The organism is Nostoc sp., from assembly GCF_036917555.1.
Classification (GTDB): domain Bacteria; phylum Cyanobacteriota; class Cyanobacteriia; order Cyanobacteriales; family Nostocaceae; genus Nostoc.
On record NZ_JBALDD010000009.1, the window covers coordinates 22,880 to 46,903 of the forward strand.

At 42.6% G+C, this 24,024-nt stretch carries 15 protein-coding genes and 2 pseudogenes; 5 read left to right on the forward strand and 12 right to left on the reverse strand.

Going from position 1 to position 24,024, the window contains the following annotated elements; genetic code table 11:
* Nucleotides 1–150: 150 nt before the first annotated feature.
* A complete protein-coding gene (locus tag V7K60_RS03850) occupies nt 151–468 on the reverse strand; it encodes a DUF3155 domain-containing protein (protein WP_041566316.1) in 318 nt (105 codons plus the stop codon).
* Between the two features lie 288 nt (nt 469–756).
* Between V7K60_RS03850 and V7K60_RS03855 the strand changes: the two genes are divergently transcribed.
* Entirely contained in the window at nt 757–2,112 is a 1,356-nt protein-coding gene (locus V7K60_RS03855; RefSeq protein WP_334923073.1) for a GAF domain-containing sensor histidine kinase, read from the forward strand.
* 245 nt (nt 2,113–2,357) lie between these two features.
* Here V7K60_RS03855 and V7K60_RS03860 read toward each other — a convergent pair whose 3' ends face one another.
* The 3 genes from V7K60_RS03860 to V7K60_RS03870 all read right to left on the reverse strand — a co-directional run bounded on the left by V7K60_RS03860 (nt 2,358) and on the right by V7K60_RS03870 (nt 5,302).
* The gene (locus tag V7K60_RS03860) at nt 2,358–3,245 is read right to left on the reverse strand and encodes an aldo/keto reductase family oxidoreductase (RefSeq protein ID WP_334923075.1); all 888 of its coding nucleotides are present in this window, start codon (nt 3,243–3,245) and stop codon (nt 2,358–2,360) included.
* Nucleotides 3,246–3,490: 245 nt separating this feature from the next.
* Nucleotides 3,491–4,246 (reverse strand): SDR family oxidoreductase, encoded by a 756-nt coding sequence (locus V7K60_RS03865; protein ID WP_334923076.1) that lies wholly within the window; start codon nt 4,244–4,246, stop codon nt 3,491–3,493.
* Between the two features lie 90 nt (nt 4,247–4,336).
* Complete coding sequence (locus tag V7K60_RS03870) at nt 4,337–5,302, reverse strand: quinone oxidoreductase family protein (RefSeq protein WP_334923077.1); 966 nt, start codon at nt 5,300–5,302, stop codon at nt 4,337–4,339.
* Nucleotides 5,303–5,645: 343 nt separating this feature from the next.
* On the opposite strand from V7K60_RS03870, the gene V7K60_RS03875 reads away from it, so the two are divergent.
* Nucleotides 5,646–6,503 carry an AraC family transcriptional regulator gene (locus V7K60_RS03875; protein WP_334923078.1) on the forward strand — a complete coding sequence of 286 codons (858 nt, stop codon included), beginning with the start codon at nt 5,646–5,648 and terminating at the stop codon, nt 6,501–6,503.
* Between the two features lie 392 nt (nt 6,504–6,895).
* On the opposite strand, the gene V7K60_RS03880 is transcribed toward V7K60_RS03875, so the two are convergent.
* The 5 genes and pseudogenes from V7K60_RS03880 to V7K60_RS03895 all read right to left on the reverse strand — a co-directional run bounded on the left by V7K60_RS03880 (nt 6,896) and on the right by V7K60_RS03895 (nt 14,217).
* Nucleotides 6,896–8,137: an S-layer homology domain-containing protein gene (locus tag V7K60_RS03880; protein ID WP_334923079.1), complete on the reverse strand. Its 1,242-nt coding sequence runs from the start codon at nt 8,135–8,137 to the stop codon at nt 6,896–6,898.
* 413 nt (nt 8,138–8,550) lie between these two features.
* Nucleotides 8,551–9,180: pseudogene (locus tag V7K60_RS03885) on the reverse strand (S-layer homology domain-containing protein); the annotation flags it as partial.
* A 366-nt stretch (nt 9,181–9,546) separates the two neighbouring features.
* Nucleotides 9,547–10,557: pseudogene (locus tag V7K60_RS35090) on the reverse strand (right-handed parallel beta-helix repeat-containing protein); the annotation flags it as partial.
* A gap of 268 nt (nt 10,558–10,825) precedes the next feature.
* Nucleotides 10,826–11,548, reverse strand: coding sequence for a conjugal transfer protein TrbI (locus tag V7K60_RS03890; protein ID WP_334923080.1), 723 nt, complete (start codon nt 11,546–11,548; stop codon nt 10,826–10,828).
* Between the two features lie 392 nt (nt 11,549–11,940).
* On the reverse strand, nt 11,941–14,217 hold the full coding sequence (locus V7K60_RS03895) for an NACHT domain-containing protein (RefSeq protein WP_334923082.1): 2,277 nt from the start codon (nt 14,215–14,217) through the stop codon (nt 11,941–11,943).
* Nucleotides 14,218–14,379: 162 nt separating this feature from the next.
* Between V7K60_RS03895 and V7K60_RS03900 the strand changes: the two genes are divergently transcribed.
* Together V7K60_RS03900 and V7K60_RS03905 are read left to right on the forward strand one after the other, a co-directional pair.
* Nucleotides 14,380–14,568, forward strand: coding sequence for a hypothetical protein (locus V7K60_RS03900; RefSeq protein WP_334923083.1), 189 nt, complete (start codon nt 14,380–14,382; stop codon nt 14,566–14,568).
* Between the two features lie 380 nt (nt 14,569–14,948).
* Nucleotides 14,949–17,975, forward strand: coding sequence for an SMC family ATPase (locus V7K60_RS03905; RefSeq protein WP_334923085.1), 3,027 nt, complete (start codon nt 14,949–14,951; stop codon nt 17,973–17,975).
* Nucleotides 17,976–18,025: 50 nt separating this feature from the next.
* On the opposite strand, the gene V7K60_RS03910 is transcribed toward V7K60_RS03905, so the two are convergent.
* On the reverse strand, nt 18,026–19,447 hold the full coding sequence (locus V7K60_RS03910; protein ID WP_334923087.1) for a peptidoglycan-binding protein: 1,422 nt from the start codon (nt 19,445–19,447) through the stop codon (nt 18,026–18,028).
* A 268-nt stretch (nt 19,448–19,715) separates the two neighbouring features.
* Between V7K60_RS03910 and V7K60_RS03915 the strand changes: the two genes are divergently transcribed.
* A complete protein-coding gene (locus V7K60_RS03915; RefSeq protein ID WP_334923089.1) occupies nt 19,716–21,482 on the forward strand; it encodes an MHYT domain-containing protein in 1,767 nt (588 codons plus the stop codon).
* A gap of 76 nt (nt 21,483–21,558) precedes the next feature.
* On the opposite strand, the gene V7K60_RS03920 is transcribed toward V7K60_RS03915, so the two are convergent.
* Nucleotides 21,559–22,068 carry an SH3 domain-containing protein gene (locus tag V7K60_RS03920; protein WP_334923114.1) on the reverse strand — a complete coding sequence of 170 codons (510 nt, stop codon included), beginning with the start codon at nt 22,066–22,068 and terminating at the stop codon, nt 21,559–21,561.
* A gap of 288 nt (nt 22,069–22,356) precedes the next feature.
* Nucleotides 22,357–23,868: an AAA family ATPase gene (locus V7K60_RS03925; RefSeq protein WP_334923091.1), complete on the reverse strand. Its 1,512-nt coding sequence runs from the start codon at nt 23,866–23,868 to the stop codon at nt 22,357–22,359.
* Nucleotides 23,869–24,024 lie beyond the last annotated feature (156 nt).

The window sequence follows — 24,024 nt, forward strand, 5'->3', positions numbered from 1 at the left end:
AGACAAGTTAACTTTCCAACTACCTGGACTAGATTTACTGGCAAATCAGCTACAAACTAAAAAAAAATTAAATTTTGCATAAACTTAGCAATTTTGCCAGTTAATAATAGTCAGGAGCCACATTCAATGCCCAAGATGACCATCTATGGTTCACCGACTAGCTAAAGCAAGAGGTTCTTGACCTGGTGAAGGTTCTAACACCCTCAAACTAGGAAACAAGAAATGGTTTTCCTCTACGTATTGAGCACCAAACAGTCCCTTTTCTGCCCAGAAATAACGATCTGTAGTGTGTTCATTTCGCTTTACAAGTAGCAACGCCGGTGGCAAAATCCCTTCAGCTTGAATGAATCTTCTCGCTGCTGTCACAGGCTTTTCTTCGCCACTTTCGATGCTATATTGAGGCACGTGCTCCAAAATGCGCCGTCCTTCCTGACGACGACGACTCTTCCTTTTGCGTCTCCTTGCCAATCTATTGTCCTCCTCTTTCAAGCTTATAGATTGTAGTGATAGCTACAAAATACGTCGTCATTATATAGGTTCTAGTTCAGAATATCAATAGTTTTTAACCTTTTAATATAAGAAAGTTAATATATTTGAAACATAGAGAAAACAAAATTACCTAAGAATATAATCTCCTAGTACAAACCATCTCTAAGAAAATTTTAGTTAAGCTTTATTAAATGAGTGAGGTAAAAATTTAAGTATCCTCTCTTACATCATGCCTCAAAATCTATAATCTTGAGCAAAAGCTAAAAAATGTTAATGTCTGCCAGTTCCGATTTTCTTGCTCTGTGTCGAGAGCAAATAGCGCTACTAACCCAAGGGCTGGGAGCAACTTTGAGTATTGTATACCTAACACAAGAATTGGTAGATACTCCTTCCGGCGATGCCAAACTGATTCCTGTGGTGATTTACCCGGAAACAGCATTATTGCCACCAGGGGAGGAAACTATCGAAGCGACGGCATACAAGCAGCTTCAAGTTGGAAATGCGTTTATATTACCCAATCATCAGGGAAGGTTATTGACAGCAGGTTCAGAATCTTCAACTTCGTCACGTGAGTCTGAAATACCAGATGCGTCTCAACCCGATCTTAAAGAGGAATACCTACTTAGTAGTAACCAAATTGTTTTACCTCTGATTTATGAGGGTGTGATGATGGGGTTACTGGTGACACGCAGGAAAGACCGGGCATGGAATGAACACGAGCAAAGTCAGATTCAACGGATAGCCCAAACATTAGCGATCGCTTGTATTTTAGATCAGCGACGAGCATGGTTTGAGCAGCAGTTACATGAACAACAAATACTCCAAGAAAAACAGCGGGATTTGTTGGATAACCTGTTGCATCAGTTTCGTAACCCATTAACGGCGTTGCGGACTTTTGGCAAACTGCTATTGAAGCGACTACGACCAGCAGACGCTAACCGAGATGTGGCAAATAGTATTGTCAGAGAAAGCGATCGCCTTAAAGAATTACTGCAACAATTTGAACAAGTAATTGACTTGACAGAGGCAGATTTAGCACCACTACATCTACCGGAAGAAGGAGTATTTGTAGAAGCAACTATCCAAAAATCCGCTAAACCGCCGCTATTATTACCGGGAACGCGAGATAAAGCAGTTGACTGCTCCCTAGCAGATATATTAGAACCATTATTAATATCAGCCAAAGCGATCGCCCAAGAGCGAAAGCTAAAACTAATAACTGAAATTCAAGAAAATTCATCTCTAGTACGTGCCAATGTCAAAGCATTACGAGAGGTGTTAACCAACATCATCGATAATGCTTTGAAATATACTCCCACTGGCGGCAAAATTTTGATTCAGGCTGGGCAAGAAAAAGCTAATTTTCAAGGAATAATCATTAGTGATAACGGGCCTGGCATTCCACCCCAGGATTTACAACATCTTGGAGAACGGCATTATCGGGGTGTACAAGCGCAAACAGAAATCCCTGGCACAGGTTTGGGGTTAGCGATCGCTAAACAATTAATAGAGCAAATGCAGGGCGAAATCGAGGTTTTCAGCCCTGCAATCAACTCTAAGCTAACTTCACCCGATGCGCCGGGAACTACGTTTATTATTTGGTTGCCGGAAGTTGAGAATTAGTCTATTGAGAACGGGTTATCCCATTTTCCTTTAACCTTTAACGATCAATCAGATTCTTTAGTAAGCTGATGCGCGTCTAGATTGTACATTTTTGCACTTAGACCGTCCTAAGTCAATTAGTTATCTGGACTTTGAAATACAAATGACTAATGACCAATGACAACCTTCACTGCTAAGTCAAGCCGCAACTTAATTGACTTCATTAGTTCTTCGCTGAAGTGACTTAGCCTTGGACAATAATGTTTTCACTGAACCGCAGTTGTAGCGATCGCGTCGATATCTGTGATCGTTTGCAGTGAAAGTTGCAGATCTGCTGCTTTGATGTTTTCGTGCAGATGACTAATGGATGACGTTCCGGGAATTAACAGGATGTTCGGCGATCTCTGAAGCAGCCATGCCAAGGCGACCTGCATCGGTGTGGCTCCAAGTGATGCTGCGACAGCATCGAGCGCTGACGATTGCAACGGATTGAACCCGCCCAGTGGGAAGAACGGCACATAAGCAATTCCTTGCTTCGCGAGGTCGTCAATGAAAGCGTCATCTTCCCGGTGCGCTACGTTGTACTGATTCTGCACGCAGACAATTTCTGTGATAGTTTGCGCTTTTGCCAATTGTTCAGGAGTGACGTTGCTCAGACCCAGGTGACGGATCAACCCCTGTTTTTTGAGTTCGACTAGGGTCGTCAGCGGCTCTGTAAGAGAACCCTCCGATAGTCCATGACCGTCACCCATCAGTCGGAGATTAACAACATCGATTGTCTCGAGTCCGAGGTTACGCAGGTTGTCATGAATCGCTTCGGTCAGTTCCTGCTGCGACATCGCGGGAACCCACGATCCATCTTCAGGACGACGCGCCCCGACCTTGGTGACAATCACCAAATCTTTCGGGTAGGGATGCAGTGCTTTTCGGATAATCTGATTCGTGATGTGAGGTCCGTAGAAGTCGCTGGTATCGATATGATTAATGCCAAGTGCGATCGCTTCGCGCAAAACAGCAACGGCTGCATCCATATCTCGCGGCGCACCCCATACATTTGGACCGGCGAGTTGCATGGCACCATAGCCTGTGCGCTTCACTGTGATTGAAGTGTTCGGCAACGTAAAAGTGCCGCCAAGGTTCGTTTGCTCAGACATATTGCTATTTTCTCCAAGAATTTTTTAGTGATTTAACGAAAGCAATTTTGAGAATCCATTTCTCATTGAGGGACTTCCAAAAAATAAATTATCCAATTTACTCAGATAATATTTTTCTCCCCCAGCTAAGAGCTCCCTGCCCCCCTGCCTCCACAGCGATAGGATATTTTTTTAGTCGGAAGTCCCTGATGTCGCTGCGTGCGATCAAAGCCCTCTCTTGCTGATCGATAGATTCTTATCGCTTGTCATTGTTCGTTGCGGCTAGCGAATATTTGCTCATAGTCACCGTTCCGTTCGGCAAATCGTAGTGCTTTAGCACGATCAACCAGGATTTCGCCGTGGGGCGGGTTTGGAGTGCTGAGAATCTGCATCACTTCAGCAATATAGTCAGCCAGTGGCATTGCGGCAGGATCAGTCGCCTGACTTGCCCCGCCAAGCTCCGTCTGTACATAGGGTGGAACAAGTTCGAGAACCTCCACGGAGGTTTCCCGGAGCTGAACGCGGAGCGACTGCAACCAGGAGTGCAGAAAAGCCTTGCTCGCGCAATAGGTCGGGTATGGACTGATGGGAAGGAAAGCCAAGCCGGAGGTCGTGGTGATGATCGTTGAATGCGGTTGCTGTTTGAGAGTCGGGAGGAGTAACGCCGTGAGGTGAAGCACACCGACAATGTTTGTCTGAATCGTAGACTGTATCACGGAGAAATCGATCGAGTCTGAGGTGAGGTCTTCCGTCTTACTAATTCCGGCATTATTGATCAGAATATTGAGTTTAGGGAACTGCTCTCGAATGCGGGAGGCAAAGGCTTCGATGTCCGCCGGGTCTTGGACATCAAGTTGAATCCCGTGCATCCCGGAGTGAGCGGTGGTGATTTCGTCGAGGAGTTGCTGACGGCGACCTGCGATGATGACTTGATTCCCGCGTTGATAGAACGCCTCGGCAAGCGCACGACCGATGCCGCTTGTGCCTCCAGTGATCAGGATGGTGTTGTCCGTCAGATTCATAGGTATTTTTCCTGCAAAGATGTCAAAATGAATGATGTCAGAGTTTGTTGAGAGTAAAGTTGTTGTAAAAGCCGGAAATTCAATCAGCGCTTATTCGCCGCTCACGCGCAACACGATTTTGCCCAGATAGTGCTGTTTCATCGCATACTGCGCTTGTGCCGCCTCTTCCAGCGTAAACGTCTGGGCGATGTGAACTTGAAACTCACCGATACCGATCAATCGGTTAAGTTCGTCTAACAATATCGGGTCGGCGAAGCCATTTGCCTTCTTGAGTTCCACCCCGTCGGGCGCTTTGGGTTCGGGCATCACGCCATTAGGAAAGGCGATGATTCCGCCCTGACGCACCAAACTCAGCGTGGATTGAACGGTGTAGCCGCCCACCAGCACCAGCGCCGCATCGAAGCCGTCGGGTGCAAAGGCGCGGGCACGTTGGGCAATGTCGTCGCTGTGTCCGTCCACCACTTCATCAGCACCCAATTGCTTAACCAACGCTACGCCGTCTGCACCCGATGCGATCGCAAACACGTGTGCCCCCATACGTTTAGCCAGTTGCAGCGCGACGTGACCGACGCCACCACTCGCGCCCCACAGCATTAATTTGGTTTCGCTGCCTATCCCCAGCGCCTGCAAATTGTTTAGCGCTGTTATACCAGCAATGGGTAGCCCGCCTGCCATCAGCATATCGAGACCATCGGGCATCGGCGCGACCGTTTTCTCGGATACGACGACGTACTGGGCATAGCTGCCGCCCTTGTCGTTCATGAAGCTCTGGGCGTAAACGCGATCGCCAACAGCAAAACGCTCAACGCCATCGCCAATCGCAACAATAGTGCCTGCACATTCGCCGCCCAGCACACGCGGAAAGTGAACTTCGTTATATACCAGATCACCTTCACGCTCCATTTCATCCCAGATGCCAACTCCGGCGATCTCGATGCGAATCAAAACTTCGCCCGCGTCCACTGTGGGCACGGGTAAGGTGTGCAAAGTCAGCTTGTCAGCATGACCGAACTCGTTAACAGCTATTGCTTTCATTTGTTGGGGAGTGTTTTGCACAAATAGGTTCTCCTGCTAATTACTCGAATTGTTATTGAGGGGTTTGGAGGCGTAAAACTGCTGAGAAAGTTTGTTTGGACGAATTGTCATTTCCTCCAAAAATTTTTTAATCGTTATTGTTCTTTGGACTCTTTAAGGTCTTGCTTGAGATGCTTTCATCCTACGAATTCGATCCAGTGTTTCCAATGCCTAAAGCTCTTTGATATTTGCCTAATTCTCCAACATGGAACTCGAAGACGTGTATAATCGGGTAGGGCGTTGAGTGAGTTAAGGTTTTACTATGACAGTCGAAATCCTCAATTCTGATCTCGTTGCAGATCAGTGCCAAGCATTGGCGGCATTAGTGGCGCGGCACACCGGATCTAGTGGCAACCTGATCTATCCAACTGCGATCGCACCCTTAAGCTTTTCGCGCTCGGATGCGTCCTCTGCCATCATCTACCAGGATTATGAACCGCGTGTTGCTATTCTGGTTCAAGGCAAGAAAAACATAGTGTTGGGGGAGGAAACGTATCCATATGAGGCAGGGCAATGTCTTGTTGTCTCAGTTGATCTCCCCATCGGTGGGTGTATTGTTGAGGCGACAACTGATCAGCCGTATTTAGGATTAAAGCTGACCCTAGACCCAATGCAACTCTGTGAGATGGTTGCTCAAATGAATTTCAGTTCAGCGAAGAAAGAGAACTCTGTCCGAGGCTTGTTTGTAAGTAACGCTGATCCCACGTTGCTGGACTGTGCCCTTCGCCTCATTAAGCTTTTAGATACACCCCAAGATATTCCTATGCTGGCACCGATGATCATTCGGGAACTCTACTACCGTCTACTGATAGGGGAACAAAGTGAAGCCGTGCGCCAAATTGCTACTTCTGGCAGCAGTATGCAGCGAATTGCTGAAGCGATCAAACGGATTAAGTCTAAGTTTACTCAGCCGATGCGAGTCGAGGACTTAGCAAAGCAGGTGAGAATGTCTACTTCGTCGTTTCATCAGCACTTCAAGCAAGTGACCTCAATGAGTCCACTTCAATATCAAAAGCAGTTAAGACTGTTAGAAGCCCGTCGCCTGATGCTGACGGAAGATTGTGATGCAACCTCTGCTGCCTACGAGGTTGGGTACGAAAGTCCCTCACAGTTCAGCCGGGAATATTCACGCCTGTTCGGTGCGCCACCGATGCGAGACATCGAACGGTTACGAACGGCTTGACTTAGACTTTTTTCAAAGATGGAATAAAAAACAATAGAGCGATGTCTACAACAAGCTAATGTAGTGTCTACGCTTATGGTCGTGATGGAGAACTCCAACAAAGTCGCCTGAAATCCTTATTCTTTCCTCAATTTTCAAAACTTTTTAGTCTACTGAAAGTACCAATCATTGAAATTATTTTTTTTAATAATACCTATAAAATTAGTCTTGTCTCACCTCTAAAGCGCTATTATTACTCTCATAAATGAATAAAAAACGGCGTAAAAAATTTGCTTAACTTAAATTTAGTTTAAGCAATTTTCTAAATATTTTAAGTTTGATAAAAAACTAGCGTAAGTGCTGCATACAGCATTTACGCTATTCTTACAATTCGGCTTTAGATGTACTAATGACTACTTAAGTGAAACCAACAAGTTTTGATTGATGGTCATTTGCAAATCGGTATTTGGGTCAATGGCGATTAAGTCAACACTTTTCTTACCGAAGAACAGACCAACCAACGCACCGATACCAGCACCACCCAAGACTTCTTCTGTGGCAATGGCGCGATCGCCAGTGACAGCAGATACTGCAGTTGCTGCACCTGCGCCTAATACAGTATTTTTGATAATTGAACCAACACTAGTACCCTTCTTGACGGTTTCAGTTTTGGTAATCACTTCAGAACTAGCATTAAGCTGATACTCTTGACCACTGCCCAAAACTAATTTCTCGGCAACGAATTGAGAACCGCCTGTAGCAGGTTTGAGTTGACCAACAACTTGGCTACCAGCCGGAATCACTACAGATCCGTCTTGTGTCACCACGTTTTGGGATACTGTCAATGTCAAGGGCGATGTTTCATCCTTTGTAACTAGAATTTTTTCTGCCTTGTCATACTTCACAGGAATAGCAGTCCCTTGAGGAATTGTGACTGATACTGGTGTTGGAGTAGTAGACCCGACAGCCACAACATAAGGCGAGTTAATTGCTGAGGCTTGATTAGAACTAACTAATGCTTGGTAGATAAAAGCTGCTACCTGGGCGCGAGTGGCGGTTGCAGTTGGATTCAGGAAGTTCACATTCGGATAGTTCACCACAATTTGCTTTTGGGTTGCGGCTGCGATCGGGCTACGGGCATAGCTAGCGATGTTAGAGGCATCGTTGAAGTATTGCAGAGTGCTTTCGGTATTACCGCTAGGAGTATATGCCAGACCGTTAGCGAGGGAAACTAAAACCTGTTCGCGGGGAATAGCTTGATTAGGCTCAAAGCGATTACCCGGATAACCAGATAAGAAACCAATGGTATAAGCTTGCCCAATTGCACTGGATGCCCAATAGTTGCTGGGTACATCAGCAAAATTGATTGGCTGCCGTTGCTGCGCTTTTTGGAAAGCTTTATTGACCATCGCGGCAAATTGAGCGCGTGTCACCGGTTCTTCAGGGCGGAAGCTACCATCAGGAAATCCGGCGATTACACCTCGCTGAGATAATTGTTGAATAAATTGTGCTGCCCAATAGTTAGATGAAACATCAGAAAAAGTTGTTTGAGCTAAAGATGGTGAAGCTGTAATGAAAGGCGCTACAGTACCGACTGTGACGCTCAAAGCCATGAGTGCAGCTGTTCTAGATTGCCAACGATTTAAGTTAAACATTATTTTTTACTCCGGTAAATTATTTTTTTTCTGTTAATTATTTAGACATTTACTAAAGTACAAGGTTCCTAATTTTTTTGCTTTTTGTAAAAACCATTACTTTAGTCATATAGTCATAATTAAAAAATCTATGCTAAACGAACTAGCTAATAGAAGTAATGTAATTACCCTATTACCTATTAGCAAATTTTCAAAAATATAGATACTCAGTAAGACGATACAGAGATATAATAGTTGCTGTTAAATAAACAATTTTATAGTTAAAAGTAAAGGCGATCGCACACTCTAGTTAAGGTAGCGATCGCCTATTAAATAACTATCTAAGTCAACAGATTCTAATTGTGACTAATACAGGTGTTGAAGTAGTAGACCCAACAACTACTGTATATGGCGAGTTAATTACTAGGTTTTAACACAACATAAGGCGAGTTAATTGCTGAGGCTTGATTAGAACTAACTAATGCTTGGTAGATAAAAGCTGCTACTTGGGCGCGAGTAGCAGTTGCAGTTGGATTCAGTAACTTCACATTCGGATAATTTACTACAATTTGCTTTTGGGTTGCTGCTGCGATCGGGCTACGGGCATAGCTAGCGATGTTAGAGGCATCGTTAAAGTATTGCAGAGTGCTTTCGGTATTGCCACTGGGACTATATTTCAGACCGTTAGCGAGGGCAACCAAAACCTGTTCGCGGGGAATAGCTTGATTAGGTTCAAAGCGATTTCCAGGATAACCAGATAAGAAACCAATGGTATAAGCTTGCCCAATCGCACTGGATGCCCAATAGTTGCTGGGTACATCAGCAAAATTGATTGCTGGCCGTTGTTGGGCTTTTTGGAAAGCTTTGTTGACCATCGCGGCAAATTGAGCGCGTGTCACCGGTTCTTCTGGGCGGAAGCTACCATCAGGAAATCCGGCAATTACACCTTGCTGAGACAATTGTTGAATAAATTGTGCCGCCCAATAGTTAGATGAAACATCAGAAAAAGCAGTTTGAGTTGAAGATAGCGGGGAGCATCCCACTTTGATGGGTTTGTCTTGCAAAGGATAATTCACCGACTCGCAAACAAAACCTGCCGACTTAGCCTCTATAGAAGTCCGCGTTGGCGGATTTTGTTTCTCTGGCTGTGATTTCCAATCGTCAGATATTTTTTCGATAGTGGGATGCTTACTTAAAAACTCTGAGTCTGCAACAATATCGTGAGACCCCTTAACACTTATCTTAGAACTATTGAGATAGATATTATAGTCATAAACAACGTTTTTGTTTTTAGTGTTATTATTAATATTTTTCCCAGGAAAAGCATAGAGAATGTTCCTGAGAATTTTGACATCAGATGACGTATGAGCAAATATTTGCCCACCATTAAGTTCTGGACTCTGATTATTTAAAGCAGCTGTGTTATTTACAATATCAACATGATCGCTAAAAAATGCATGAATCCCTGATCCACCATTATTAAATGCAAGATTGTTTTGAACTAAAGTACGTCCTTTATATGCACCCAATTTGGAGTTATCTTGATTTCTTGTACTATCGATAATAATGCCATTACCGTCTGTAATCTTTCCGACTGCAATCCAAGGGATGTACATGCGATTGTTGTAGGTCTTGTTGTTGGTAACAAACATCTTGTATCCCTGATTGTTGTCAGAATTCCAATTATTCAACATTGAAATCCCACTAGAACCATAAACACCATACCAGGCATTATTAAATACCACATTCTTATCTATTGTCACATAGTCTGCTTGAATCGCTGAAATACCTGCTCCTCCACAGTCATGCACTTTGTTGTTCAAAATACGGATGTGATGAACATGACCATTGGTTCGTCCGTCAACGTTGATACAGTTTCCATTCGTCAGTGGGTTTAGTTTGTTAGTCTTCTCACTCATCGCATAATCAAGGGTTATATTGGCATTGTTTCCTATAACCTCTAGCCCGTTGATCTCGATATATGAAGCTTTATTTGAAATCGTGATCCCATTCCATGTATTGTGCTGAATTTTTGGGAAATGCCCAGGATATGCTTTATACTTAATCCATGCATTTGCAGTTCCAGAACGTTTAATATTTACTACATTTCCAGCTTTGCCTGTATTTGTGTATACTCCGTTCATAATCAACACTGTATCGCCAGGGTTGGTAAGGTCTGCTGCCTTTTGAATTGTCCTAAAAGCTGATGAAGTAGAGAGTCCGCTATTATTGTCGTTTCCACTACCACCGACATAGTATGTTTTCGGTGTTGAATTCTGGCTGATTAGGTTGTCTTGGCTGGATAGATTCATTTCCTTGTTTGTGGATAGGTGACGGACGTTTTCTACTAAAGATACTTTTATATTGTCTCCCGGAACCAAAAGACTTAATATTACCGGAATTGCAAGATATGTACTTAAACCGAAACCTTGAATTACCATAAGAATAGGCTCCTCAATCACTACTACTTAAAAAAAGTATCAGGATATTCCATAATTTTGAATACTCTTTTAGATACAGAATACAATAGAGCCAACTTTTAAATAAGTATTCCAATAAATATCAATACTGATTAAGACGATATAGAGGTGGAATAGTTGCTGTTCAACATAATTTTTTAGGGTTAAAAATAAAGGCGATCGCACACTCTAGTTAAGTGGCGATCGCATATCAGGGATAATTAAATTCACAACTTGAATGAAGTTAAATTTAGTAGCGCGATCTTGGTACTAAATTCAAGTTAGAATCCAGTGTAAGCCTTAAATCCTGTGCAGGTCTGAGGACAAAAGCATTTCCTTCTTTTTTCCGCAACAGGACACTCGCACCCGCACCCGCAGCCGCACCGAGAACAGGTTTTAAATCGTCAATTCTGCGATTACCAGTAACTAGTGAACCTAATAGACCAGCGCCCCCACCAATAGCTGCGTCAGTTAAAACCTGACTGGTGTTGGGCCCCTGTTTAACTCTTTGAGTTGTGGTGTATGTCCGAGAAGTTGCATTAATCGACTGACGCTGACCGTTAGAAAATTCTAATTCTTGAGCGACAAACTTTACACCTTTTCCTTGATTATCATCTGTATTTCTTGTATCTCTTGAATAACTATCTAAGTCAACAGATTCTAGCCGTCCATGTACTTTAGTACCAGCAGGAATCAAGACGTTTCTATTTCTGTCGATAATGTCGTTGGCTATTCTCAAGGTTAGAGATTTACTTTCCCCAGGAGCAATAGTAATTGTCTCTTTTTCGTAGGTGACAGGAAGAGCAACTCCAGAAGGAATGGTAGCGTTTCCGTATTCCCCAGTTCTGTTTTGATCAATTCTGTATTGTGCATTAGCAGGAGCCAAGCTCAACAGCGGGCTAATGACGCTTGTAGTAACAGCCATTGCCATAAGTGCAGCAGTTCCAGATTTCCATTGATGTAAGCGAGTCATAAGAGGGTTATCCTTTATGTATGTGATGTATGTAATGACGAGGATTCACTGAGTTTGTTTCTGACTGTTTTTAAACCTGTCTATAGGCGTATATAAGTACTTATTATGATGGGTAGTCTGTGCGATCGCGTAGGCGTAGACCGTCGAAGATATCGCTGTTCAGAATTTGTATCGTGCTAATGTGCGTTACTAAAATTAGAAGCGAGACACTCATTAAGACGCAAAATGAGTATTATTTTGTTTCCGAATGCTGTTTTATTATTTATGTCCACATATCTTAAGCCACCAAATAGAGGCGAATAGGCTAACTGCGAACTATTACTTTTATTATAAATTTATTTGCTAGGAATTAGAAAATATTTTCGCTTTCTTAACAAATGATTTAGTATCTGCTATGTGTGTATTAAAGATTGTTGCTGATGCTGTTTTATCTCTGCGATCGGTAATAGCAAGGTATCTTCTATTTGCTGTCGCACTTCACGGCTGACATAACAATCACTATTCAGGCAATCCACCAATAATAAATTGGCATTGTAATACTTGTTAAGTAATCCTTTCTGGTGCTTGCTTAACTGCCAATCACTATCAATTCTGCGATACCTCATTATTACTGCTCTTAATTGCTGAGTCCAATTTTGACCGTTTGTTTTCCACCATTGTTCATGGATTTTCAAGTCTGTTTTTGTTTCAGGTAGTTGGTTTATGAGTGGTAGTAATGCTGATTTTAGACCGAAAATAAGACTGTAAGTTAATTTACTAATATAATCATCTTTTCTATACTTAAAATTAAAAAGAAGTTGAAGTCGAGGACTAAGTATAAAATTAAACTCAATATAATCTCTAGTATCGTCGTTATGAATGACAGTCCAGAATCCAGGGTAAGAGATAAGACAAAAATCAAGGTCTATTCCTATACAGCTATTACTAAGAGAAAGATTACGCCCCAGTATAAAAGCAAAGTAAAACTCGCGAATAACTGCTAACTGGTAAGGAACGTTAACTGAAAGAGATTTTTTACTTATCCACTTTAGAAACTGCTGCAATTTATTATCATTAGCTAAAAGCGAATCGACTTGATTTTTCATCAATAACAATACACGATCCGCATTTGGCGACATTCCAACTGCTAGCAATAAAACTTCCCGCCAGCGTTTTTCAGTGATGTGGCTAACAAGATTTTGCAGTGCTTCCTCTGATGACTGTCTCACAACCACAAATTCTCTAGCTGTGAAATACTCATGAAATGTGAGGTGAGAAAATGAATAAATCCTTTTTGCTCTTGCTACAACTAGTCCATGATGATATTCAATTAAACCCAAAACTTGCTCACTGTCAACTTGCAATGCTTCTTCGTCAGTATTAGCACCGGGTAAATTACGGATGTATTCTGTAATATATTGCTCTGCTACTTTCTGCTTGAAGAAATATTCACTCCTTTCAAAAGTAGTCAACGCCATTTTGCTGAGTAAATCTTCTTTGCGTTGGACTGATAGCTTTTTGTAAATCTGATTGCGTTCAATTCCCCGATTGGCATCCCATTTTTTTAATAACGCATCCAGTCCTTCTTTATATAACTCAGAACGATTTGCAGGGAAATCTCCTGACTCTTCAAACGCTAAACAAAGCAATGTCAGCAGCAGAGGACTTGCAGCAAGTTGTTTGATTCGGCTATTCTCTTCAAGACGTTTGATAAAAGTCTCTGGTTTTACAGCTTTATCCTTAAACCAGTTATTGGCAAAGTTGGAAATTTGGTCATCGTCAAAATCAGCAACTTCTACCTCTGTAAACTTCTCAAAAATATACTCTCGTGCTGCAATTCGGCAGGTCATCACAAACTGATTTTTTGAGTAACGATCAGAAAACTCACGAATTTCCTTTAAGATGCGATCGCTATCCTCTTCTCTAACCTCATCCAACCCATCGAGTAAAACTAATGCCTTGCCATACGTTAGGACATCTCGGATAGAAGAGATAGGATTTATACGTTCTTCGGTGATGTATTCTAGCAATCGGGGTTGGTTTGCAGCTTCCGCAAAGTTCTTGAGGGTAACAAAAATCGGTACACGTTCAGCCTGAAACTCACCTTCAATAAAATGAATCGCTAAATACTTCAAAAATGTGGTTTTACCTGCTCCTGGTTTCCCCAAAATCATCAGCTTGGAATATTTCTCAACCGCTTCCAGTCCCGGCACTCGTTTTTCAGTAATTTTATTGAGTCCAAAGAGTCCAAAATCCTGGCTGCTACAGTGTAATAATTCATCTTTTAGTGGTTGTCGCCCAGTGATTTTTTCGAGGATATTAACGCTGGTATAAATGTCATTCAACCCAATGGGTTGACTCATATCTAGCACTCGCATCGTGCCACAGCATTGTTTAATGAGGGGTTTCATCTTTTCGCGTACCCTTTGCACTATCGCATCAATATCAATGCTGTTGTCTTGACTTACCTCTGGTTCAGCAACTATTTCTTCCCACTCTAGGTCTAGCCTGTCGCAAATGTGGACAAAAAGATTGCGGTCAACAGGTTTACCTGTAAAGAATTTTCCAATCGGCTGGCGAGTTACTTCTAACTCTTCAGCTAATGCTTTTTGAATTAAGGAATAACGAATTAAAGCTCTTTTTGCTTTTTGGATACCTTCTGGAGAACAGGAAAGCGATCGCCCGGACATAAGCTAACCATCACACTTTTGCTGATTCTAACTACCAATTTGGCAATTCATCCTTATCGCATACACAAGTCACTCATATCTCAAACCTGTATTTAAGCCTAGAACAAACACTCACCTGTCAAAGTATGGATGTAGTGATTCAAACAATTTGGGAGGGAGTCAATGTTATCCAATAAATTTCCTTCGAGAGATGAAGTGCTGGCTGTTGTAACGCTGATTATGGTGATTGGTTCTTTAACCCTTGCAGTTATCGACGAGAAGAGTCGCCCTCCATTTCTAGATTTAACCAAATTTGCTGTCGGTACATATATTGGATTGTTGATACCTCGGTCAAAGTCAAGCGATGTCTAAGACGGGCTACGCCTACGCAACTAGCCAATGACAAATTCTGTCTTTGCGACTATAACAATCCTAAATAATTCCTCACAGACAAGATCCCCGACAACTTTTACGAAGTCAGGGATCTGTAACTTTCAATTCTCATAAATTAAATAAGAACGTTTTCTTCTCAGTCAACAGAAAAAAATAACGAAAAGCCTCCAGAAGAATTTCATTTTTCTTTGAAGACAGCAAAACTTTTTCATGCAACAAGAAAAATTCACTCATCATATTGTAAATTTTTGTAAAATTGATGTCTTCAAGACTAGAAACCTGATATTTAGATAGCTAAACTAACAAACAGTGCATCTGTACTGTTATTTATTAAAAGTAGATGTGGCGCTATAGCCTGAATGATCCCAGTACAACTTATCCTGAAAAACTTTCTCAGTTACCGTGATGCAACTTTAGATTTTGGCGGTTTGCATACGGCTTGTATTTGTGGTTCCAATGGTGCGGGTAAATCTTCTCTTTTGGAAGCAATTACTTGGGCAATTTGGGGTGAAAGCCGCGCCACTGCAGAAGATGATGTCATCTATTCTGGTGCAAAAGAAGTTCGGGTTGATTTTACTTTCAAAAGTAACCAGCAAAAATATCGGGTGATTCGTACCCGAATTCGGGGAGGTACTAGCGTCCTCGAATTTCAAATAGAAATCCCATCTGGGTTTCGCTCACTCACTTGCAAAGGGGTAAGAGCAACACAGGATTTGATTTTAGAACACATCAAACTTGATTATGATACTTTTATTAATTCTGCCTACTTACGTCAAGGTCGTGCAGATGAATTCATGCTCAAGCGTCCCACAGAACGCAAAGAAATTTTAGCGGAGTTGTTGAAACTCAATCAGTATGATGATTTGGAAGAACGAGCAAAGGAATCTTCTCGTCAGTTCAAAGCACAGGCAGTAGAGTTAGAGCGTTCTTTGGAGTCGATTAAAATTCAGCTGCAACAACGCGAAATCACCCAAGCGCAAAGAGTCGAGTTAGAAGCCGAACTCAACCAACTGCAACAGGTACAAGCTTTTGATAATATTCAATTACAAAGTTTGCAAGTTGTCCAGCACCAGCGCCAAAATTGGGAACAACAACTTAGCTTTATAAAGCAGCAATACCAAAATCTTACCCAAGATTGCGATCGCCTCCAACAAGAACAATCAGCTATTGGCTCTCAGCTATCAGATTTAGAAAAAATATTACACCAAGAAGCTGAGATTAAAGCTGGATACGCCCAATATCAAAGTCTACAATCTCAAGAAGAAGCCTTTGCTGTCAAATTTGAAGAACACACCCGCGCTGGGCAGAATCGCCAACAAAAGCAACAACAGCTTACCAAACAAATTCACGAAATCGAACGGCAACTGCAACAAGCCCAAGCGCAGCTAGAAGCTTTACAGCAACAAGAGCGAGACATTCAGCAAACTCTCACTAAGTCGGGTGAAGTAGAAGCCGCTTTGTCACAACTAGCCGCAGCTCGTCACCATGTTGCTCGTTTAGATCAACTGCAAATGCAAGTTACGCCCTTATTGCAACAACGAGCAACTTTACAAAGCCAACTCGATCGCACTCATGCTGGTTTAGTAGCGCGACTCGAACAACTCCAAAGTACTGAAAACCAATTGCAACGCCAGCACGGCCGCCAACCGCAACTACAACAAGCGGTGATGGATGTAGCAATCCAGATTGAGGAACTGGAGAAAAAGCGGGTTTATCTGCAACGAGTCCAAGAAAAAGGGCAAGAAAGGCGGCACTTTATCGAACGTCTGCAAGCTCATCAACGGGATTATGAAAAACTGCTGGGAGAATTAGAGCAAAAATTGCAAATGCTGCAAAATCCTGAAGCACTTTGTCCATTATGTGAGCGTCCTTTAGACGAACATCACTGGAGTCGGGTAGTGGAAAAGACCCAAAGTGAGTTAGAGGATACTCAAGGGCAGTTTTGGGTAGTTCGAGAACAATTGGCTGTGTCTGACAAAGAAATTCAGACACTCAGGCAGGAATATCGCGATATATCCCAACAATTGGCGGGTTACGATGGTTTACGCGAACAACGGGGACAGTTAGCAGCACAGTTAGAAGCGACAACTGATGTGCAACAACAGTTACAGCAAATTGCTGCTGAAAAACAGCATTTAGAGCGATCGCTCCAAGCTGGTGATTACGCTCCCGATAAACAAGTCGAACTCCGGCAGCTAGAGCAATACTTGCAACAAGTTAATTATAATGAACAAGACCACGCCCTCGCCCGGAGTGAAGTTGAGCGGTGGCGATGGGCAGAAATTAAACAAGGGCAAATTAAAGATGCAACTAAGCGACAAGCGCAACTATTAGCCCGTAAACCAGAACTTCAATCCCAAATTGCCCAATTACAAGCCAGAATCCAGCAGGATCAGATTGATTCTGAATGTGCTAAACAAATCGCAGCTCTTGAGCGTCACATTACTGAAATTGGCTACAGTTCCGAGCAGCACAACAATCTGCGTATGGCTGCAAAGAAAGCTCAATCTTGGCATTTGCGGTATCAACAACTGCTATCAGCCCAGCAGCAGTATCCACAACTCCAAACGAGGTTGCAAGAGTTAGAGGAGTCTAGAAGCGCCAGAGTAACGGAGCGCCAAAAACTCGGCGGCCAAATCGAAAGCATTATTGGGCAACTACAAGCAACAGCTAACCCATCTGCCCAAATTCAAAGTTTAGAGCAGCAGTTAGCAATACGTAGACGGCAACTCGATGAGCAAATAGCTAAGTTGGGGCGTTTAGAACAACTGGTGCATCAACTGGAAACGCTACAAATTCAATATGAACAACAGCAGCAGCAATTACAATCTTGCAAGCAGGAATATCGGGTTTATCAGGAATTAGCGCAAGCTTTTGGTAAAAATGGTATCCAAGCACTGATGATTGAGAATGTATTGCCACAACTGGAAGCCGAAACAAATCAACTACTTTCGCGGCTGAGTGGGAATCAGTTTCATGTACAATTTATTACTCAAAAAGCTGGTCGCAGTGCTAAATCAACCAAGAAAAATGCCAAGCTGATAGACACCTTAGATATTTTAATCGCCGATTCTAGAGGAACACGAGCTTATGAAACTTACTCTGGTGGGGAAGCTTTCAGAATTAACTTTGCCATCCGTTTAGCTTTGGCAAAATTATTAGCGCAACGGGCGGGGGCGGCGTTGCAATTGTTGATTGTAGATGAAGGTTTTGGTACACAGGATGCCGAAGGATGCGATCGCTTGATTGCCGCGATTAATGCGATCGCTTCCGATTTTGCTTGCATCCTCACCGTTACCCATATGCCCCACCTCAAAGAAGCCTTCCAAGCCAGGATTGAAGTGAATAAAACTCAAGAAGGTTCGCAGTTGAGCTTGTCAATTTAATTACGAATTACGTAGCTTGCTTCTCGCCTTTGGCAAGTATTACGAATTAGTTAATTGTATTTTACCCGTGCATCAAGACCTAATGAGCGGAGTTTTTTCGTTAGCGTTTCTGCTTGGGCGCGATCGCTAAATGCTCCAGCATTCACATAATCCCCTAAATTGGATTGCTCTGTGACAGCGTTGGGTATATATTGTTGCACTTTACTTAGAGTATCATTATTGGAAATGGGAATTATTACTCTGTAAGGATTATTAGCAACTAATGTGTTGCCATTGGTAACAGGTACTACATAGTCATTGGCAGGAGGTAATGCATAGCGATTAGTGTCAGCTAATACATAATCATTATTTTGAGTATAATTGCCCCCAGTTGAACCATTTAACCCCAATGCTTCCCAAGTTTGCCAATCTACATTTCCAGTAGAATTAATTCGGGAATATTGCTGGAATGCAATCACAGATTGTCTCGTGGAATCGTTGAAAACTCCATCAGGATTAGTATTAGAGAAAGCCAACTGCACCAAACGCTCTTGAACTAATCTGACATTTTCTCCGCGATCGCCTACAGTAAGATAATTTCTACCTGGTTGTTGAATACCACCTGTGGAGACTCTACGCACTGAGTCCAAAACTTGAGCATTGGCGATACCATCAACAGGTAGTCCATTATTTCGCTGAAATGCAATTACAGCTTCTCTAGTCATTGGGCCAATATTCCCAGTGGCATCAGCATTTAAATAACCTAGCTGCCGCAAACGCACTTGAAGTTCTCTGACTTGTTGAGTGGAAAGACTCGATCTTCCTGAAGTCGGAGAAGAACCCATTAGTGCGTTCCAAGTTTGTTGATTCACAATCCCGTTAGCAGTTATGCGATAACTTCGCTGGAATGCAATTACAGCATCTTTAGTAATTCGTCCAAAATGCCCAGTAGGATTAGTATTAAAGTAGCCTAACTGCCGTAGACGCTGTTGTAATCTTGTGACGGCTGCACCACTTTTGCCTTGAGAAAGAGTAGGATATTGACCAACTGGCGAACGCGATGCTCCACTGATATTTCTATTAGAACTTCTACTTCGACACGCTCGTTGCAAGGCTCGTTGAGTACTAATACCCACAATTCCATCACCTGATATTCTATTGGCTTGCTGGAATTTGATCACAGCATTTTGAGTTAAGCTAGCAAACTTACCTGTCACTGGCCCGTTAAAATAGCCTAACTTTTTTAAACATCTTTGGCTACTGCTAACTTCAGGCCCATTACTTCCTATTTTCTGAAGTGCTAAAGCTTGTCCAGCAATACTCAGAAGCCCCGTAATCAGAGCCACAGACAAAAGACGCATCACCGCACCGCTAGATAAGTTTTTCCAATTCAAAAATTTGAAATTGGCTGCGGTAGGAACAATCTTGACGCTTTCGGATGCCTCGTAGACTGAGGCGAGCTTGGTTAAATAGCTATCTACCCCTGTTTTCACTTGCTTTTTTCAAGTTATTGCTATACAAAATAATACCACTTGCTCTGTATTATGTTTGTTTTTAGTATGATTATTTACAACAAATTCCCCAAGCTGATATGAAATACAAGCTTCTGTAGGGGGAATAATAAGCAATGTAAAGCTTTCGAGGCTTGTTTTCTATTTGCCTGACAAAATTTTTGCTATACCCATTTGGGTTTCGAGCATGAGCAACGCAGACAAATAGTGGGTCTAGTCTTGCATTGAATCGCGGATAATATTCAACCTAATGCTCCACGGTATCTATGATATTCGCTTAGTCTTATTTTCCATTGCCATTGCCATGCTTACGGCTTATACCACACTTGATCTAGCTATAAGAGTAACAGACGCTAAATCGCAGCAAAGGTGGCCGTGGCTGCTAGGGGGAGCGATTGCAATGGGAATCGGTATTTGGGCAATGCATTTTATTGCTATGCTGGCGTTCAGTCTGCCGATTCACATTGACTATGACTGGTTAACAGTTTTGATTTCGGTGCTACCTGCAATTTTCGCTTCTGGATTAGCCCTGTACCTAGTTAGCCAGCCAGAATTTGGTATTTTGCGGTTATTGAGTGGTAGCTTCCTAATGGCCACAGGGATTAGTGCAATGCACTACATTGGTATGGCTGCTATTCGTTTACCAGCCAAAATGTCTTATGACTTGAGTGTGGTTGCACTCTCCATTGCGATCGCTATTCTCATCTCACTGGTTGCCCTCTGGCTAGGGTTTAACCTCAGAGCTAATAGTACAGTAACAGGACGTTTTTTGAGGATTGGTAGTGCAATTATTATGGGTGCTGCCATTCCCTCAATGCACTACACAGGGATGATGGCCACCCATTTTTCAGTCATCGAATCGGTCGAGTTTTCAGCAGTTGATACTGCTGCAACATATTGGATGGCTGCGATTATTGGCTTATTCACATTACTCCTTCTAGGATGGACGCTGCTCACATCTTTTTTCAACGAACAATTGAGTGTTCAACTAGTCAAAACAGCTGATCTTAAAGAAAACGAAGAACGTCTCAAACAAGCCTTACAAAACCAAGAAGCGCTGGCTACTCTAGCTGAGTCTCGGTCTGAAGAATTAGAGATAGCTATGTTGGCACTTCAGAAAGCTCAATTGCAATTTCTTCAAGCAGAAAAAATGTCGTCTTTGGGACAAATAGTAGCGGGAGTTGCTCATGAAATTAACAATCCTGCTAACTTCATTTATGGAAACCTTTTTCATACGGGAATTTATCTGCGGCAACTCTTAGAATTAATTAACACTTATCAGCAACATTATCCGGAACCAGAGCTTGCGGTTCAAGCGAAATTAGAGTCTATTGATTTACCATTCTTGCTAGAAGATTTACCTAAATTACTGAACTCAATGCAAACCGGAGCAGAACGTATTAAGCATATTGTGGAATCCTTGCGTAACTTCTCTCGTCTAGACGAGGCACAATTGAAAGCTGTGGACATCCACGAAGGGCTTAATTCGACACTGCTCATTCTTCAGAATCGTATTAGTTATCCGCCAAACAATCGCCCAGAAATTATTGTAATTAAAGAATATGGTAATTTACCCTTAGTAAATTGCTATCCTGGACAGTTAAACCAAGTATTTTTCAACATCATTGCAAATGCTATTGATGTGTTAGAAGAAAAGCTGAATAGCTTAAAATCAAAGTCCAGTTTTACACCTTTAATTAGGATTAAAACAACCATTAATCAAGTCGGTTGGGTCAACATTCAAATTTTTGACAATGGATCTGGCATTAGTGAAGATGTACAAAATAAAATCTACGATCCCTTTTTCACAACTAAACCAGTTGGACAAGGAACTGGATTAGGATTATCAATTAGCTATCAGATTGTCGTTCAAACACATGGTGGTAGGCTCAACTGTATTTCTGCCAAGGGGCAAGGAACTACTTTTCAAATTGAGCTTCCAATTGATACATTGATACATACTTCCTGTTTTCTAGGAAAGCAATCTCAAGTAGTTACAGATGAAGCTATTGAGTAAATACATCTCATTTTTAGTCTTGTTTTCCTGTTTGTGAGAAATGTTGTGGTTCTACCATTTGCTCTGATTTTTTAGGCTATTGTTGATCGACTTTTTCAGTATTACCTGCTTTTACCCAACCTTCTTGTTCGCTACCTTCCAAACGGATCTTTTGCCAGGATTTGTCGTCGCTTTCTTGCAAAATAATAATTTTTTGATTAAAACCAACTCCACCAATCTTTTCAGCTTCTTGATTTGGTTGCGATCGCAAACTCAAGCCTTCAGCCCAATTAACACGCCCTCGGTAAGCTCCCGATGGTAATGGTTTTGATGATGGGGTAGCCAATGGCCGTCCTGTGGGAGCAGAGGTTGAACTTGGAGATGATTGAGCCTGAGTCCCAGGTGTAAGAGTAGATTTACCTCCTCCAGGCTCAGTTCCTTTAGGAGCTTGGGCTTTCACCGAAGGACTATCGTTGGAATAAATGGGTTTGGCAGGGGCTATGCCGGTGCGATTCATGAAGTAGAGTGCAATTGCAGCACCGCCACCTATTAGCACAGCGATCGCTAAGAAAAACCCCAGTATAAACTTTGTTAAGCCAGACAACATAATTAAAACCTGATTATCAAGAGTCAAGGGTGAAGGTGAGCCAGTCATCTGCGTATTTTCCCCATTGAGGAGAGTGCTGTTTAACTGGCTCTCAAGGGTTACGAGTCGAGAAGCAAGTAACCCATCAGTATAAGAATCAATAGTCCATAATAATTCATCATTAACTATTGACTTTTGACTAACTGATTATTGTAGCTATGCTGAATAGACATCTGGTGAAATTAAATATGCGTTATCCAAAACCTTTGTAGAGACGTAGGAGTGCTACATCTCTACATTTTTTTTGGTTCATGTAGTGCGCCGGAGGCGTTCGCTCAAAGGACTATGTTTAGATGCTAAACGCGCTCTCCCAGCAGCAGCCCATTCTTGGAGTTGCTGAATTTGCTCTACGGCAGTTCGTGCTAAGGGTATAATCTGACTGGCTGCTTCTAAAATGTCGTCGGTAGCAAAGTCGCGGTTTTGGCTAAATCCAATATGCATCGCTTCAATTAAAGTTTGCTCAATCTCTGCCCCAGAAAAATCGGGTGTTTCATAAGCTAACCTTTCGATGTCATAACTTTTCAAGTTATGGGGGCGCAGTCGGGATAAATGAACATCATAAATTGCTTTTCTTTCTTCTTGAGTGGGCAAACCCACAAAGAAAATTTCATCAAATCGCCCCTTGCGGAGCATTTCTGGTGGTAAAGCTTGGATGTCGTTGGCGGTGGCGACGACAAACACGGGTGAGCTTTTTTCGGCTAGCCAATTAATAAAAGTGCCAAACACACGGCTGGCTGTTCCTGCATCACCTTTGCTACCAAGTCCAGCAAAGGCTTTATCTATTTCATCAATCCACAAAATACAGGGAGCAAGGGCTTCAGCTACTTGGATCATTTGGCGAGTCCGAGATTCTGATTCACCCACCAAACCACCAAATAACCTGCCCACATCCAAACGTAGCAGGGGTAAATGCCAGTGATGAGCGATCGCTTTTGCCGTTAACGATTTACCAGTCCCCTGAATACCCACTAACATTAAACCACGGGGGTGCGGTAATCCGTACTGTCGCGCTTTATCAGTAAACGAACCTCCCCGGCGAATCAGCCAGTCTTTCAAGTTATCCAGTCCGCCAATATCAGAAATTTGCTCAGTGGCGGGGTAGAAGTCCAAGATTTGGGTTTGGCGGATAGTTTGGCGCTTTTCTTCCAAAACCAGATCCACGTCTTCTGGTTGCAATTCTCCGTGGGTGGCGATCGCTTTTGCCAAAACCCGGCGAATCCGTTCCATCGAAAGTCCTTGACAAGAGCGCACCAAGTCATCTAAAACTTTGTCAGAAAGGGAGTTACCAGTACTTTGTAGTAAGCGATCTACCTCAGTTTTAATTTCTGGGGCGGCGGGTAAAGGAAACTCGACGACTGTCAGCACTTCCGTTAAGTCGTCAGGGATGGCGATGCGCGGCGACAGTAGGACAATATTTTTTGGTTGCGACTTGAGCAGTCGGGCGAGGTTGCGGAGTTTGCGGGCGATCGCTACATCATCTAAAAAGCGATGATAATCTCGTAAAATCAATACCGCAGGTGCGGAAGCTGGTAATTTTTCGATAAATTCTAAAGCTTGCAACGGGTTACGTCGCCCAAACCCAACATCATTGGGGTTTCCTTGGTAGCCATCGACAAAATCCCAAGTATAGACTGGGCGATTACCCTGGTTGGTGGCTTCTTCCCGAATAGCTGCTTCTACCCGCTCCTCTTCATAAGTAGGAATATAAATCAAGGGATAGCGGGCGCGTAGCAGCAGTTTAAACTCTTCACGGAAGTTCATATTTAGCTGTGGTTATTAGTTCTTCTCTCATTGTTCAGGTTTGTACTGTGTCTCACAACTAAAAACGAATATATCTCTTGTTACATAGCTCTACCAAGCAATAAAACTTGAAGAAGCTCTTTACATAAAAGTTGAAGTAAAGCCGCAAAGCTTGCA